Raw genomic sequence first — 14,254 nt, 5'->3', positions numbered from 1 at the left:
GCGACCGAGCGCTTCTTCGACTATTGGACGCTCAAGGAGGCCTATCTGAAGGCCAGGGGCTTTGGGCTCAATCTGCCGCTCGACGCTTTCGCGATGCAGGTCTCGCGCGAGGCCATCGAGATCAGCTTCAAGCCCGATATCGCCGACGATCCCGACGGCTGGCGCTTCTCGCTGTGCTCGCCCTCGCCCTCGCATCGCCTCGCGATCGCCGACGGCTCCCGTGCGGACGGTGGCCTTCCCATCAGCCGCAATGCCTGGCCGCTCCAGGAAGCGGCTGAATGACGTCGCCGCGGCTGCGCGTCTTTCCCGCGATTTCGCGCAACCGCGACCCCCAGAAATATATCGGCGAGCTGATGCGGGTGGCGCGGTTCGCCGACCGTAACGGCTTCGAAGGCATTTTGCTGTTCGAAGGCAACGACGTGTTCGTCGAGCCCTGGGCCATGGCCCAGCACATCATGGCGGAGACGACGCGATCTTCGCCGCTCATCGCCGTCAATCCGGTCTACATGCACCCGTTCACGGCGGCGAAATTCGTCTCGTCCCTGGCCCAGCTTCACGGCCGCAAGGTCTATCTCAACATGATCACGGGGACCGCGGTCAGCGACTTGCAGGGGCTCGGCGACGACCAATCGCATGCCGACCGCTATATCAGGCTCGGCGAATTCGTGGAGCTGATGCGGCAGTTGCTGGCGAGCCCGCGGCCGGTGAATTTCGAGGGCAGCTTCTACCGTGCCCACCATCTGCAGCTTCGCCCGCACCTGCCGGCGGAGCTGATGCCCGAATTCCTGATTGCGGGGCAATCCGAGGCGGCCCAGCACGTGGCGAAGGAGACGGGCTGCATCAAGATGCAGATGCTGCCGCCGGATCTCGATCGCGGCCTCCACTCGCCCGGCATGAATTTCGGCATCTTCGCCCGCGAGGGACGCGAGGAGGCGCGGCAGGCTGCGAAGCTACGTTTCCGCGACAACCCTGACGATCGCGAGCTGCTCGCGCTCACCATGGAGAACACCGATTCCGTGTGGAAGCGGCACCTCTATGCCGGCCAGAGCGGCGATCTCGCGGACAATGGCTACTGGCTGCTGCCGTTCCTGACCTTCCAGGCCGACTGCCCCTATCTCGTCGGCAGCTACGAGGAGATCGGCGCGAAGCTGAAGGACTTTGCGGCCAAGGGCCTGACCACTGTTATGCTCGACATGGTCGCCGACGAGGCCGAGATGCAGCACGTCTGCAGGGCGCTTGCGGCGAGCGGGATGTTCTAGCCATCACTCTCGCCGTTTGGCCGGGCTCGTCCCGGCCATCCACGCCTTGCTCCACGCGCGAAGAACGTGGATGCCCGGGACAAGCCCGGGCATGACGACCAACGCCGGGAGAGGTGAAGATCCCTCACCGCGCCTCTTCAAATCCGGCCAGCACCGAGGTCAGGTTCGCGCCCAGAATATCCGAGAGATAACCGCCCTCCTGCACGAACACGGTCGGCAGGCCCATCCTGGCGATGGCCTGGCCGATGCGGCGGAAGCCGGGCGTGGTGACAGCCAATCCCTTGAGCGGATCGTGCTCGGAGGCATCCAGGCCGAGCGCGATGACGAGGGCACCGGGGGCAAAGGACTCGATCGCCTTGCGCGCCACATCCATCGCCTGGATGTAGCCGTCATCGCCGGTGCCGATGGCGAGCGGGATGTTGAGATTGGTGCCGAGGCCGGGCCCCTCGCCGCGCTCGTGCGCATAGCCCCACACATAGGGATAGTAGGCGATGGGATCGGCGTGGATCGACACCGTGTAGACGTCGGGCCGGGCGTAGAAGATGCCTTGGGTGCCGTTGCCGTGATGGACGTCGACGTCGAGGATCACGACGCGCTCGTGCTTCTGCCGCAGATGCGCCGCGGCGATCGCGCTGTTGTTGAGAAAACAGAAGCCGCCGGCCATGTCGCGATAGGCGTGATGACCGGGCGGACGGCAGAGCGCATAGGTCGCATCTTCGCCGTCCATCACCATCTGCGCGGCGGTGACCGCAACATCCGTCGCGGCACAGGCCGCAGCCCAGGTGCCCGGACCGATCGGCGCCGCGGTGTCGGCGGTGTGCCAGCCGAGCTTGCCGACGATGTGGGTCGGATAGGTCGCAGCATGCCGCACCGGATGGATGTTGCCGATCATCTCCGGCCCGGAATCGCCGAGCGCGGTCCAGGCGTCCCAGGCTTCGCTCAGGAACGACAGATATTCCGGACTGTGAATGCGCGCGCGAGGGCCCTGTCCGAATGTGGTCGGCTCGACCAATTGATGCTTGCCCTCCTTCAACCCCTTGAGCAGGCGGTCGGCGCGCTCCGGCTGCTCAGTGGTGCGCTTGACGACACCGCGAACCAGGAAGAATTGCGGATCGTGGCTGCGGTGCAGTTCGGTATGGACGGCTTTCACTCAAACACTCCGTGGTCGCGTGCTCGCAGATGTCTTGATCGCTGCGGCGGCCAGATGCAAGCAAGAAGAATGCCGTCTCGCCCTGCGGCGGAAGCAGATCGCCTCCGGCGCTCAGCAGCGCCCGCGCTGCAGGCAGTGCTCGCGGCCCGGCTGATCGGTACGGAAGGACTCGATGAAGCCGCCTTGACGCTGGGTGACGAAGACGGTCTTGCCGTCGCTGCCGCCGAAGGCGAGGTTGGTCGGCTCCTTGGCCTTCAGCGCGATCTCCCGCTCGACCGCGCCGTTCGGCTTCATCAGCGCGATCGTGCCCTTGAGAATGCGCGCGACATAGAGCCGGCCGATGACGTCCGTGCGCAGTCCGTCGACGGTGTCGGGCTGAAATGCCTTGACGAGCTTTGCGCCGGTGAGCTCGTTGCCGTTGATCGCATAGGACCAGATCTGGCCGCTGCTGGATTCGCCGACATAGAGCGTCTTGCCGTCGGGGCTGAGATCGATGCCGTTGGTGGTGCCCATCGCGCGCGGCGCCGACATGATCTGTCCCTGCACCGTGCCGTCGGCGGCTTTCGCAATCCGCCAGATATGGCCTTCGCGGCCCTTCCAGTTCGGATCGGTCGCATAGATCGTGCCCTCGCGCGCGATCGTGATGTCGTTGGGCTGGTTCATCTCGTCGGAGTGATACCAGACGGACGGCTCGGTCGCCCCCTTCGCAATCGTGAAGATGTTGTGCTTCTTGTAGTCGGCGATGAACATGGTGCCGCTCCGGTCGAAGCGGATGGCGTTGCCGACACTGCCATCGGGCAGCGCCGTGAACGGCTCCGACGCGGTGCCACCGGCGGGCAGCCGGCCGATGGTGCCGGGCTTGCCGAGATTGACCACGAACAAATTGCCGTCGAGGTCAGCCGCGGGGCCCTCGATGCCGAAGGTGTATTCGCCGGGGGGTGTCACCTGCGCGCTCTCGAACAGCTTCGTCTGCGCTTGCGCGGATGCCGTCGCAACGGCGAGTAGGACGCTACTGCACAGGCACCAGAAATTCCTGCCGGATGTAATAGCCATCGCCGTCGGTGCACTCGCCATTCAAATAGGGATCGGCAGGCCGGAAGAATCGGCTGAAGCCGGGTTTGTCTACAGCGCTCCTTTGTGTCACGACAACGACCTTTCCGGCCGGTATTTCGCCGCATTCCTTGCTGGTTTTGCCGAAGAACTTGCGCTGCGGCGGGCCCGGCTTGATCCGCATCCGCGTACCCGGAACCATTGTCGCGACGAGCAGATCCGCCGTGTCCAGCAGGCGTTTGTAGCCGGGCTCGGTCTTCGGCAGGCTCTCGCCGCCCGGCGGCATCAGCTTCTCCGCGCCGAGACCGCGGAGCCGCGTGCGCAACTTGCCGGCGTCGGGATCGCCGGGATAGATCCAGCCGTCCTGCGAAAGCATGAAGCGGAGCACCACTGCGTCCTTCTCCGCCTCCGATTGGCCGCCCTTCAAACCGAAATCGGAATGGCAGCCGGCGCAATGCTTCTCCACGAGGCCCTTGCGCAGGGTGGTCAGCCGGGCGCTGTTCTGCACATCCCTGGCGACAAAGGCCGCGAGCTGGTCGATCAGCGCCTGGCTGCGCATGTCGCACGGCAGCGGTGGCGGCGGATCACCCGCGGCACGATCAATCCGGATCACCGTCTGGTTCTTGTCCTCGACCAGCCAGATCGCACCATCTTCCGCGACTGTCATGCCGACCGGCGCCCCTTGCGGCCGCGCGCCGTTGACGCGGTGCCAGCCTGCGATCAGCTCGTCGAACGGCGCGGCGGCGACCTCGCCGGCGTCGGTCTGAAAGCTGCGCACCGGATCGGCCGCGCAACTGACGTGGTAGCGCACCGGCGCCGGGGAAGCCTTGGGGAAACCGCGATCGTCGACGTCGTAGACGAGGACACGGCTGCCGGTCGGACGATAACCGTGGAGGCCGACCAGCAGCTTGCCCTCCAGCTCCGGAAATTTGCTGCCGTGATAATAAAGCATCGCGAGCGGCGCGCCGTGCGGCGGCATCAGCGAGAACGGCGGCTTGTAGAGCGCGTTGGCCGTGCAGAGCGACTTGTAGACCCCACCTTGCAGCAGGCTTCTGAATTCCGGGCTCGGCGTCGACAAATCGTAGCAATAGGGCCAGCCATAATGCCTGCCCTGCTCGATCGCGTTGATCTCCTCGTTCGGCTTGAAGATGTCGGGCAAGTCGCGGCTGTTCTCGCCCTGCAGGAAGGCGTAGCCGGCCTCGGGAAACTTCGGATGCAGCGCCAGCGCCATCGAGTTGCGCAAGCCCCGCGCATAGACAATGTGCCGCGGATCGGCATCGCCAAGCTTCAGCGCCGGGAAGACGCCACCCGTGGGCGGCGCGAACAGCCAGATCGATGCCATCGCGGAAGCGCCCTCGGCCGCCGCGCAAGGCTTTGTGATCGGCGCCGGCGTGATGCAATCGTCGCTGTGCGAGCCGACGTTGACGAATAGCCGCCCGTTCCTGTCGAAGACGAACTGCTTGAGCGGATGCGCGCTCTCCTGGATCCCAGTGCCGTCGGGCAGCGTGATCCGGCGGCCCGGCAGATGACGGATGATGGTCTCGACCGTGCCGCCCGGACTGTCGGCGAGGGGGTCGAACCGGAAGATGGTCTCGGCGGTCGAGGCGTAGAGCTTTTTGTCCGGGCCGATGGTCAGGCCGAACGGATATTCGATTCCCGTCAGAAGCTCCCTGAACCGTTGGCCCTGGGCCGCGCGCGGGTCGAGCAGCAGCAGCCGTCCGTCGGTGTGGCCCCAGCCGCCCATGTCGGCCACCACGAACAGCTCCCGGCCCGGCACCTGGACAATCGCGCGCGGGAATTTCAGGCCATCCTCTTCGCTGGCGACGAGCCCGGCGCAAAATCCGGCCTTCATGTCGATCTGGATCCTGGGAAAAGCGAGATCGCCATTGCCGCAGGTTTCCGCGCCGATCGCATAGCCGCTGCGGCGGAGCGGCTCCGATGACGCCGCCGAGGCGAGCCCAAGCAGGACCGCCAACACCCCCGCACATCCGCGCAGGCTTCGGCGTCCACGCCTGGATGTGAAGTAGCTCACGGCGTCTCCCCCGACTTCGCGCGAAACAGCTGTTTCATGGCGTCCGAACGCCGTCCAGTCGAACATCACTCGCCTGTGATTAAACCTGTAACGACCTCTGAGCCGACCAATATCCGTAGATTCCCTTACCGGGCTCGACCCGAATGTTTCGCGAAGGGCTCGGGTGGTATCGATTTGCCATCCAAGTTACTCCCGCCAGGAGGCGCATATGGTCCAGGTCTATTTTCACTGCTCCAACACCGAGGGCACGCTGATCGACCGCTACGGCGCCGCCGTCTCCAATCTCACGGAGGCGCGCGACCGTGCCTCCCAGATCATGAATTCGATGATCCAGACGCCCGGCGCTGAAGACTGGCGCGATTGGGTGATCCATGTCAGCGGCTCCGACGGCGAGGATCTGTTCGATCTTCCCTTCACCGCCATGCTCGGCAAGCCGCATTGAGGTGATGTCATGTTGCTCGCTTCACTGAGCCTGTTCCGCCAGCCCGTGAACTTCGTCGCCGCCAAATGGCAGACGCTGATCAGGGTCGCGGGCGACCCCTACCGCCCCGAGCTGCACTACATGCGCGGGCCGGGCCCCAAATGGCGCGCCAAGTATCATGCCAGCCGGCTGAACCGCTCGCTCTGAGCCCAGCACCCTCGCCGCTTCCAATCTCCGTCTCTCCTTCGTCATGGCCGGGCTTGTCCCGGCCATTTTCGTTCTTGGATCATCTACGCGAGACGTGGATGGCCGGGACAAGCCCGGCCATGACGGCGTGGTGATAGGACCCCACCTCACTTCCCGGTAAACCTCGCCTTGCGCTTCTCCACGAAGGCGTTGCGCCCCTCGACGGCGTCGGCGCTCTTGCGGACCACCGCCTGAAGCTCGATCTCGCGGCGGAACTGCGCCTCGTAGGTCGCATGCTCGCTCTCCTCGACGAGCAGGCGCGTTGCCACCAAAGCGCGTGTCGGGCCCTCCGCCAGACGGCGCGCCAGAATCAGCGCCTCGTCCATCAGCTTCGCGTCGTCCACGACCTGCCGCACCAGGCCGATCTCCTGGGCGCGTTCGGCCGTCAGCGGCTCGTTCAGCAGCATCAGCTCAAGCGCGCGCTGGCGGCCGATCAGCCGCGGCAACAGCCAGGTCGAGCCGAGATCCGGCACCAGCGCGATGCGGCTGAACACCTGGATGAAGCTCGCCGACCGCGCCGCCACGATCATGTCGCCGGCCATGGCGAGGCTGAAGCCGCCGCCGGCCGCGACGCCATTGGCGGCGACGACGACGGGCACGCGGCATTCGCGCAGCGCCTTGAAGGCGGGCCAGTAGAACCGCATGACGCCGGCTGCAAGATCCTCACCCAGCGCTTCCGACGCCTTCAAATTCTGTCCTGAGCAAAAACCGCGCCCCGCGCCGGTGAGGATCAGGGCTCGAATACCCTCGTCCTGCGCCATCTCGCCGATGGCGGCGGCGAGCGCGCCGAGCAGGTCCGGCGTCATCGCGTTCAGGCTCGCCGGCTCGTCGAGCGTCAGGATCCCGACCGCGCCATCCCGCGCCTGTTTCACACCAGCCATGTCGCGTCTCCCTTTGGATTTTCTCGTTGGTGGCAATGTGCCATCCTTCGCAACGCCCGCCAATGCTGAGCTTCCGCGCCAGCACAGCAACGCCAGAACAACAGAGATCAAGACGACATCATGCCTCATCAGTTCAGCCTCAACCAAACCGTCCGCAAACCCGCCGTCACGTCCAAGGGCGGCATCGTCGCCTCGCAATCGCGGCGAGCGGCCGAAGTCGGGGCGCAGGTGCTGGCGGCGGGCGGCGACTGCGTGGACGCGATCGTCGCAACCACCATGGCGCTGAACGTGCTGGAGCCCTGGAACAGCGGCATCGGCGGCGGCGGTGCGATGGTGCTTTACCGTGCCAAGGAAAATCGCTTTGAGGTGATCGACTACGGCATGTGCGCGCCGCAGAGCCTGCGCGTTGCCGACTATCCGCTCAGCGGCGAAGGCGCGGCCTCCGATCTCTTCCCCTGGCTGCGGGTGAAGGACGATCGCAACATCCACGGCCCCGGTTCGATCGCCGTGCCCGGCGTCGTCGCCGGGATGGAAGAGGCGCATCGCCGCTACGCCAAAATGCCGTGGAAGGATCTGGTCGCGCCGGCAGCCAGGCTCGCCGGCGAAGGCTTGCTGGTCGATTGGTGGACCACGGTGACGATCTCGGGCTCGGCCGCCGATCTCAGGCGCTATCCCGCCAGCGCGGCGGCGTTCTTGAAGGACGGGCTGCCGCCGAGCGCACCATGGGGCATCAAGGCCGAGACGCGACTGCCGCAGGACACGCTGAAGGCGACGCTGTCGCATCTCGCCGAGGCCGGACCGCGCGATTTCTACCAGGGCGATCTCGCCAGGAGCATCGCTTCCGACATCAAGACCGATGGCGGTTCGCTGTCGGTCGAGGACCTCGCTGCCTTCCGCGCGCATCTGCGCGAACCGCTGGCGATCCCGTATCGCGGCGGCAAGGTGTATGCGACACCTGAGCTCACGGCCGGGCCCACCATGGCGCACGCGCTGCGCCTGTTGCAGCAGAGCTTGACGCCGGCGAGCGCGCCGGACGCGGCCGCCTATGTCGAATATGCCCTCGCTCTGCAAGCGGCCTTCCGCGAGCGGCTCAAGGACATGGGCGACGCCGACGGCAAACGCTCGCTCGGTGCCGAATATCTGGCGCCCGCCTGCACCACGCATTTCTCCGTGGTCGACCGACACGGCAACATCGCCGCCGTGACACAGACGCTGCTCTCGTCCTTTGGCTCGAGATATGTGACGCCGCACACCGGCGTCGCCATGAACAACGGCATCATGTGGTTCGATCCGACGCCGGGCACCACCAATTCGCTCGCGCCCGGCAAGCGCTGCCTCTGCAACTACACGCCCGTCATTGCCGAGACCAGTGACGGCAAGCGGCTCGCGGTCGGCGCCTCCGGCGGCCGCCGCATCCTGCCGTCGGTGATGCAGCTCGTCTCCTTCGCAATGGATTTCGGCATGGACCTCGATGCCGCCATCCACCAGCCGCGCATCGACGCCAGCGAGGGCGCGGTGGTGATCGGCGATGCTCGTTTGCCGGAGGACGTGCGCAAGACGCTGGGCTCGCGCTTCGACTATGAAGAGACCCGCGTGCAGGCCTTGCCGCAAAAATTCGCCTGCCCGAGCGTGGTGATGCGCGAGGGCGACACGAATTCCGGCGCGGTCGAGATCTTTCAGCCCTGGGCCGACGCGGTGGCGGAAGCCTGAGCGCATCGATCAATGCGGGATTGTGCCAGCGCGCGTTGAGCTCTCGCGCGATTGCGCATCTGCGCGAGCGTCATGACTCCTCCACATTCGCAGGGAACTTACCTACCGGCCGTTCGTTGATTGAACGGACAAGTGCGCTCGCCCCAGTGGAGGACATATGAAGAAACTTGCGCTCGCCGCGTCGCTGATCCTTGCAGCCGGCCTCACATTCAGCAGTCCTGCCCTGGCCAAGGGCGGGCATGGCGGCGGACATGGGCACGGCCATGGTCATGGCCATTCGATGGGTCATCATCACCACGGCTCGCCGCCCGGCTGGTCGCGTGGGCGCAAAGTCGGCTGGCGCGGTCACGGTTGCCCGCCCGGCCTGTGGAAGCAGGGCCGCTGCTGAAGCCCGATATCTGCCTATGATGCAAGGCGTCGCTCCTGACCGGGCGGCGCCTTCTTCACATGCCGAGCCGGTCCCGTATGCGGCCCGCGATCACAGCGGTCGTCACACCCACCGGCCAGAACGCGTGCATCGGGATCGGCTTGATGCCCGTGATGGGCATGTCGATCTCGGCCTTGGCGCCGCCGATCAGGCGGCGGGCAAGCTGCGCACCCATTGCTGTCGCGAGCGCGACGCCGCGGCCATTGCAGCCGAGCGAGATCAAAATGCCTTCGGCAGGCTCATGCACATGGGGATAGTGATCCCCGGTGATGGCGAGACGACTATTCCAGCCGTGCGTCCAGGCAACACCCCTGAGCTGCGGCCATAGCCGCTCGGCATAGCGCATGAGATAGGCGACGTCGTACGGCGACTTGATCCAGCGCATCGGGCCGCGGCCGCCCATCAAGAGGCGATTGTGCTGGTCGATGCGGTAATAGACGGTGATGTGGCCGCTCTCGTACAGCACGGACCGCGTCGGCATGATCGCGCGGGCAACCGCGTCGGAGAGCGGCGCCGTGGCGGCGATCGAGGAGAACACGGGCACGATGGTGCGGCGGAGCGCGGGCCAGAGATCGTCGGTAAAACCGTTGGTGGCGAGCAGGACCTTGTTGGCATGAACCACGGCCCGCGGCGTCTCGATGCGCCAGCGGCTGCCGTCGCGGCGTAGTGACAGCGCCTGCGTCTCGCCATGCACCTTCGCGCCCGCCGAGATCGCCCCACGCGCGAGACCGCGGGCGTAGCTGAGCGGATGCAGGTCGCCGCCGCGCGCATCCAGCATGGCGCCGATGTAGCGGTCGGTACCGGTCATCTCGCGCAACTGCTCGCGGTTCAGATATGTCACCGGCATGCCGCGGCGGATGCATTGCTGCGCCGTTGTCTCGATCGCCGCGGCGCTGGTCGCGTTATAGGCCGCGCGCAACGTACCGTTCTGCCGCGCCTCGCACGGGATCTGGTAGCGGCGGATCAGTTCGTGGGTGAAGTTCGTGGTCCCGTAGGAGAACTCGATCATGCGGCGGCCGAGGTCTACGCCGAAATCAGCCTCGATCTGATCAGGATCGTGCTTCAGGCCGGGATTGGTGTGGCCGCCATTGTTGCCGGACGCGCCCCAGCCCGGCTCCTGCGCCTCCAGCACCAGCGCCTCGACACCCTGCTCCGCAAGATGCAACGCGGTGGACAGACCGGTGTAGCCCCCGCCGATGATCGCGACCGAAACATTCTTGTCCATATCGAGCGGCGGCGTGGCGACCGGCGCGACGGCGGTGTCGGCATAGAGCGAGGGCGGCAGAGGCAGGCGCGCAAGCATGGCGAAGACCGGTCAGAGCGGATGCAGCACACGCCGCAAGAAATCCTGCGTGCGCGGATGCTGGGGTTGGTTGAGCAGCGCCTTGGCCGGCCCCTGCTCGACGATGACGCCGCCGTCGATGAACAGCACGCGGGCGGCGACGTCGCGGGCAAAGCCCATCTCGTGGGTGACGACGACCATGGTCATGCCGTCGTCGGCGAGCTTGCGCATGACGCCGAGCACGTCGCCGACCAGTTCGGGGTCGAGCGCCGAGGTCGGCTCGTCGAACAGGATCGCCTTGGGCTGCATGGCAAGCGCCCGCGCGATCGCGACGCGCTGCTGCTGGCCGCCGGAGAGTTGCGGCGGATGCGCATCGGCCTTCTCGGCAAGCCCGACCTGGGCGAGCAGCGCGCGGCCGCGCTCGAGCGCCTGCGCGCGCGATTCCCTTTTCACGTAGAGCGGCCCTTCGATGACGTTCTCCAGCGCGGTGCGATGCGGAAACAAATTGAAGCGCTGGAACACCATCGAGACCTGGGTGCGGATGTTGACGATCGACGGCGCGTCGCGATCGACCTTCAGGCCCTCGACGCTGATCTCGCCGCGGTCGTAGCTCTCGAGCCCGTTGATACAGCGCAGGATGGTGGACTTGCCGGAGCCGGAGGGACCGACGATGCAGACCACCTCGCCCTTCTGCACCGAGGCCGTGATGCCCTTGAGCACCTCGTTCTCGCCAAAGCTCTTGTGGACGTCGTTCAGCTCGATCATCGCTTGCCGGCCCGCTTCTCGAAGTGACGGACCAGCAGGATCAGCGGAATGCTCATGGTGAGATACATCAGCGCAACAAGCGTGAACACGCTGGTATTCTTGAAGGTCGAGGACGCAATCAGCTTGCCCTGCAACGCAAGCTCGGCGACCGTGATGGTCGAGGCTTGCGAGGAATCCTTCAGCATCATGATCATGACATTGCCGTAAGGCGGCAGCACGATGCGCACCGCCTGCGGCAGCACCACGCGGCGCATGGTCAGCCACCAACCCATTCCGATCGATTGCGCCGCCTCGATCTGGCCCTTGTCGATCGCCTCGATGCCGGCCCGGAAATTCTCGGCCTGATAGGCCGAATAGGCGATGCCGAGCCCGAGGATCGCGGCCTGCAAGGCGGACAGCGTGACGCCGAGATCGGGCATCACGAAGTAGAGATAGAACAAGAGGACGATGATCGGGATGCCGCGGATCACATTGATCAGGCTGGCGCTGATCATCGACAGCGCCTTGATGCCGGAGACCCGCATCATCGCCCAGATCAGGCCGAGCACCGTCGAGAGCAGCAGCGAGCCCACGGTGACGACGATCGTCAACACGACGCCGTTCATCAGGATCGGGAAGAACTCGACGGCGTCGTGCCAGAAGCCTTTCATCGGGCAGCCTTCATCGATCCGAACTTATCGATCAGCCCTGAGCCTTGAGGCCCCATTTATCGAGGATCTTGTCGATGGTGCCGTTAGCTTTCAGCTTCGCGAGCGAGGCGTTGATCTTGCCGAGCAGCGCGGCCTCGCCCTTGCGCACGCCGATGCCGACCGAGCCGACGGTGACGGGCTTGTAGCCATCGACGAGACGCACTTCGGGGAAGCCGCCCTGCTTCAGATTGTAGGCGAGGATCGGATAATCGGCGTAGCCGGCCTTGAGGCGGCCGGTGTTCACGTCGCGCAGGATGTCCGGAATGGTGTCATAGGCTTTCACGTCCGCGAACAGGCCGGACTTCTTCAGCGCGTCGACGAAGGCGGTGCCGACCTGGGCGCCGACCGTCTCGCCCTTCAGATCGTCCTGCGTAGCATAGGCCTTGGTGTCGCTCTTCGGCACGACGAGGCCTTCGCCATAGGTGTAGATCGGGTCGGAGAAGTCGACGACCTCCTTGCGCGGTGCGGTGATGAACATCGCGGCCGCGATGATGTCGATCTTGCTCGAGGTCAGCGACGGGATCAGCGCCGAGAACTGCATCGGCTCGATCTGCACATTGAAGCCGGCATCCTTGCCCACTTCAGTGACGAGATCGACCATGATGCCCTGGATGCTGTTGGTCTTGGTGTCCAGGAACGTGAAGGGAATGCCTGTCGGCGTCGAGCCGACCTTCAGCACCTGCTGCGCCGAAGCGGGCGCCACGGCTGCCAGTGCGAGCGCCGCGACCGCGGCCAGACCAAAACGCTTCATCGCATCCCCCTTTGGGTCTGGCCGATGGCGGCGCTCGCGGGTGTCGTGATCAGACGTTGCGAGCCGAGCCGTTTCGGCCTATTTTCACCAATATGAAAATTTGGCCACACTTTCGCGAACGATGCAAGCGGTTTTCATGCACATGAAGGATGCGGTTTGACGTGAGCGGTGGCAAAAGAATGCGCAGACCGGCCGCGACAAAGCCGGCCAAGAAGGTGAAGGCCAAAGCCGTCGCCAAACCTGCCGAGCCCGCGATGGACGTCGCGGTCGGCCGCCGCATCAGGGATCTCCGGCGCGTCAGGCAATTCTCGCTGGAAACGGTCGCGGCGCGCACGGACCTGTCGATCGGCTTTCTCAGCCAGATCGAGCGCGGCCTGTCGTCACCCTCGCTGCGCGTGCTGGCGACGCTCGCCGACGTGCTCGGCGTCGGCATCGCCGCACTGTTCGGCGCAAGCCCAAGCGCCGACGGAACCTCCGACCAGGTGGTGACGCGCGGCCTGCGGCGGCCCGAGCTGAAGCTCTGGCGCACCGGCGTGTCCAAGCAATTGCTGAGCCCGGCGAGTGCCGACAACAAGCTCAATCTGTTCCTGGTGCATCTGGAGCCCGGCGGCTCAACCGGCGACGAGCTCTACACCCATGACGGCGAAGAGGCCGGCCTCGTGCTCGAAGGCGAGATGATGCTGACGGTGGACAGCGAGACATGGTCGCTAAAGACGGGCGACAGCTTTCGTTTCGCCAGCCGCCGGCCGCACCGGTTTTCAAATCCAGCCGAGGATGCGAAGGCCGTGGTGCTGTGGGTGAATTGCGTGACGGGGGCGGGGTAGTTTGCCGGCACGCCGTCTGCTGGCATGATGTGAAGGCATTCTGCAGGACGAAGGGCCCCGTCGATGGTTGACCTCATCATCGCTGCGATCCGGCGACGGCTGAAGACAAGGCCAACCGATCTGGGCCAACCTCTGCGCACGGGACTCATCCCCGCCAGGGCAGGCAATATTGCCTCCGACGAAGAACATCTTCGTTTCCGGCTGCCACCCCTCTTGAAGCGAATGTATGCAGATATCGGCAATGGAGGTTTTGGCCCCGGATACGGGCTCATCGGACTGACGAACGGCATTCCCGACGATTCCGGCAAGACCGCTGTGGCGATCTACGATTTGTTTCGGAGTGCGCCAGAGTTGGCTTGGCCGGACGGCCTTCTGCCGATCTGCCATTGGGGATGCGCCATCTACTCGTGCGTCGATTGTTGCGATCCGGATTTCCGGATGCGGATTTTCGATCCCAACGTTCATGATGGCGATGACTGGACCGACGCATTCTTCGAGGACGCTCCCAGTATCGAAGACTGGATTGGATCGTGGGCCTCTGGCGTCAATCTGTGGGACGCAATGTATGGCGACGAAGGCCATATCGCCCGGACCATATCTGCGCGCCGCAAGCGGCCTTGAGCCGGGCACCACCAACTTCCCGTCATCCTTGTAAGTCTCGAATCGCTGGATCGGATAGAGTGTCCGGTGCGGTAACGGACGGGAGACCGCTTCATCCAAGGGCTTTGAAGCCCGTACCTCAGCGCGGCGCCCCGTCCGTTGTTCCA

16 protein-coding genes are annotated in these 14,254 nt (G+C 65.3%); 8 read left to right on the top strand and 8 right to left on the bottom strand.

Annotation, left to right across the window (positions count from 1 at the left end):
* The coding region (locus CV770_RS38245) for a 4'-phosphopantetheinyl transferase family protein (protein WP_146101438.1) at positions 1 to 282 on the top strand (282 nt) is incomplete at its 5' end.
* A complete protein-coding gene (locus CV770_RS38240) occupies positions 279 to 1,259 on the top strand; it encodes an LLM class flavin-dependent oxidoreductase (protein WP_104466004.1) in 981 nt (326 codons plus the stop codon). The genes CV770_RS38245 and CV770_RS38240, both read left to right, overlap by 4 nt.
* Positions 1,260 to 1,383: 124 nt before the next feature.
* Here the strand turns inward: CV770_RS38240 and CV770_RS38235 are convergent, their stop codons facing one another.
* The 3 genes from CV770_RS38235 to CV770_RS38225 form a co-directional block, all read right to left on the bottom strand.
* Entirely contained in the window at positions 1,384 to 2,409 is a 1,026-nt protein-coding gene (locus tag CV770_RS38235) for a histone deacetylase family protein (protein WP_104466003.1), read from the bottom strand.
* Between the two features lie 111 nt (positions 2,410 to 2,520).
* Positions 2,521 to 3,462 carry an SMP-30/gluconolactonase/LRE family protein gene (locus tag CV770_RS38230; protein WP_201760219.1) on the bottom strand — a complete coding sequence of 314 codons (942 nt, stop codon included), beginning with the start codon at positions 3,460 to 3,462 and terminating at the stop codon, positions 2,521 to 2,523.
* Positions 3,419 to 5,437, bottom strand: coding sequence for a PQQ-dependent sugar dehydrogenase (locus CV770_RS38225; RefSeq protein WP_245453983.1), 2,019 nt, complete (start codon positions 5,435 to 5,437; stop codon positions 3,419 to 3,421). The genes CV770_RS38230 and CV770_RS38225 overlap by 44 nt, the downstream gene beginning before the upstream one ends.
* Positions 5,438 to 5,699: 262 nt before the next feature.
* Between CV770_RS38225 and CV770_RS38220 the strand changes: the two genes are divergently transcribed.
* Both CV770_RS38220 and CV770_RS42965 read left to right on the top strand, forming a co-directional pair.
* A complete protein-coding gene (locus CV770_RS38220) occupies positions 5,700 to 5,933 on the top strand; it encodes a DUF6894 family protein (protein WP_018316955.1) in 234 nt (77 codons plus the stop codon).
* 9 nt (positions 5,934 to 5,942) lie between these two features.
* Positions 5,943 to 6,119 (top strand): hypothetical protein, encoded by a 177-nt coding sequence (locus tag CV770_RS42965; RefSeq protein ID WP_201760218.1) that lies wholly within the window; start codon positions 5,943 to 5,945, stop codon positions 6,117 to 6,119.
* A gap of 146 nt (positions 6,120 to 6,265) precedes the next feature.
* Here the strand turns inward: CV770_RS42965 and CV770_RS38215 are convergent, their stop codons facing one another.
* Positions 6,266 to 7,039 (bottom strand): enoyl-CoA hydratase-related protein, encoded by a 774-nt coding sequence (locus CV770_RS38215; RefSeq protein WP_104466001.1) that lies wholly within the window; start codon positions 7,037 to 7,039, stop codon positions 6,266 to 6,268.
* 120 nt (positions 7,040 to 7,159) lie between these two features.
* Between CV770_RS38215 and CV770_RS38210 the strand changes: the two genes are divergently transcribed.
* Together CV770_RS38210 and CV770_RS42960 are read left to right on the top strand one after the other, a co-directional pair.
* Complete coding sequence (locus CV770_RS38210; protein WP_104466000.1) at positions 7,160 to 8,749, top strand: gamma-glutamyltransferase family protein; 1,590 nt, start codon at positions 7,160 to 7,162, stop codon at positions 8,747 to 8,749.
* Positions 8,750 to 8,906: 157 nt separating this feature from the next.
* Positions 8,907 to 9,137, top strand: coding sequence for a hypothetical protein (locus CV770_RS42960; protein ID WP_201760217.1), 231 nt, complete (start codon positions 8,907 to 8,909; stop codon positions 9,135 to 9,137).
* Positions 9,138 to 9,192: 55 nt separating this feature from the next.
* Here CV770_RS42960 and CV770_RS38200 read toward each other — a convergent pair whose 3' ends face one another.
* Genes CV770_RS38200 through CV770_RS38185 form a run of 4 tightly spaced genes read right to left on the bottom strand, consistent with a single transcriptional unit; the run spans position 9,193 to position 12,663 of the window.
* Complete coding sequence (locus tag CV770_RS38200) at positions 9,193 to 10,479, bottom strand: NAD(P)/FAD-dependent oxidoreductase (RefSeq protein WP_104465999.1); 1,287 nt, start codon at positions 10,477 to 10,479, stop codon at positions 9,193 to 9,195.
* 12 nt (positions 10,480 to 10,491) lie between these two features.
* Positions 10,492 to 11,223, bottom strand: coding sequence for an amino acid ABC transporter ATP-binding protein (locus tag CV770_RS38195; RefSeq protein WP_104465998.1), 732 nt, complete (start codon positions 11,221 to 11,223; stop codon positions 10,492 to 10,494).
* Positions 11,220 to 11,873, bottom strand: coding sequence for an amino acid ABC transporter permease (locus CV770_RS38190; protein WP_104465997.1), 654 nt, complete (start codon positions 11,871 to 11,873; stop codon positions 11,220 to 11,222). Before CV770_RS38190 ends, CV770_RS38195 begins: the two co-directional genes overlap by 4 nt.
* A 31-nt stretch (positions 11,874 to 11,904) precedes the next feature.
* Positions 11,905 to 12,663: an ABC transporter substrate-binding protein gene (locus CV770_RS38185; protein ID WP_104465996.1), complete on the bottom strand. Its 759-nt coding sequence runs from the start codon at positions 12,661 to 12,663 to the stop codon at positions 11,905 to 11,907.
* A gap of 179 nt (positions 12,664 to 12,842) precedes the next feature.
* Here CV770_RS38185 and CV770_RS38180 point away from each other — a divergent pair, with 179 nt between their 5' ends.
* On the top strand, positions 12,843 to 13,487 hold the full coding sequence (locus CV770_RS38180; protein ID WP_201760216.1) for a helix-turn-helix domain-containing protein: 645 nt from the start codon (positions 12,843 to 12,845) through the stop codon (positions 13,485 to 13,487).
* Positions 13,488 to 13,550: 63 nt separating this feature from the next.
* Entirely contained in the window at positions 13,551 to 14,108 is a 558-nt protein-coding gene (locus CV770_RS38175; RefSeq protein WP_104465995.1) for an SMI1/KNR4 family protein, read from the top strand.
* The last annotated feature ends 146 nt before the right edge of the window (positions 14,109 to 14,254 follow it).

Origin of the sequence: Bradyrhizobium sp. AC87j1 (genome assembly GCF_002936975.1) — a bacterium.
Classification (GTDB): Bacteria; Pseudomonadota; Alphaproteobacteria; order Rhizobiales; family Xanthobacteraceae; genus Bradyrhizobium; species Bradyrhizobium shewense.
This window is presented reverse-complemented; position numbering and strand designations above follow the sequence as displayed.

Excerpts from the sequence above, each read along its gene's own strand:
- CV770_RS38200 (WP_104465999.1), bottom strand. The coding sequence starts at position 10,479 with ATGCTTGCGCGCCTGCCTCTGCCGCCCTCGCTCTATGCCGACACCGCC.
- CV770_RS38230 (WP_201760219.1), bottom strand. The coding sequence starts at position 3,462 with ATGGCTATTACATCCGGCAGGAATTTCTGGTGCCTGTGCAGTAGCGTC.
- CV770_RS42965 (WP_201760218.1), top strand. The coding sequence starts at position 5,943 with ATGTTGCTCGCTTCACTGAGCCTGTTCCGCCAGCCCGTGAACTTCGTC.
- CV770_RS38220 (WP_018316955.1), top strand. The coding sequence starts at position 5,700 with ATGGTCCAGGTCTATTTTCACTGCTCCAACACCGAGGGCACGCTGATC.
- CV770_RS38240 (WP_104466004.1), top strand. The coding sequence starts at position 279 with ATGACGTCGCCGCGGCTGCGCGTCTTTCCCGCGATTTCGCGCAACCGC.
- CV770_RS42960 (WP_201760217.1), top strand. The coding sequence starts at position 8,907 with ATGAAGAAACTTGCGCTCGCCGCGTCGCTGATCCTTGCAGCCGGCCTC.
- CV770_RS38175 (WP_104465995.1), top strand. The coding sequence starts at position 13,551 with ATGGTTGACCTCATCATCGCTGCGATCCGGCGACGGCTGAAGACAAGG.
- CV770_RS38190 (WP_104465997.1), bottom strand. The coding sequence starts at position 11,873 with ATGAAAGGCTTCTGGCACGACGCCGTCGAGTTCTTCCCGATCCTGATG.
- CV770_RS38180 (WP_201760216.1), top strand. The coding sequence starts at position 12,843 with ATGCGCAGACCGGCCGCGACAAAGCCGGCCAAGAAGGTGAAGGCCAAA.
- CV770_RS38185 (WP_104465996.1), bottom strand. The coding sequence starts at position 12,663 with ATGAAGCGTTTTGGTCTGGCCGCGGTCGCGGCGCTCGCACTGGCAGCC.
- CV770_RS38210 (WP_104466000.1), top strand. The coding sequence starts at position 7,160 with ATGCCTCATCAGTTCAGCCTCAACCAAACCGTCCGCAAACCCGCCGTC.
- CV770_RS38195 (WP_104465998.1), bottom strand. The coding sequence starts at position 11,223 with ATGATCGAGCTGAACGACGTCCACAAGAGCTTTGGCGAGAACGAGGTG.
- CV770_RS38215 (WP_104466001.1), bottom strand. The coding sequence starts at position 7,039 with ATGGCTGGTGTGAAACAGGCGCGGGATGGCGCGGTCGGGATCCTGACG.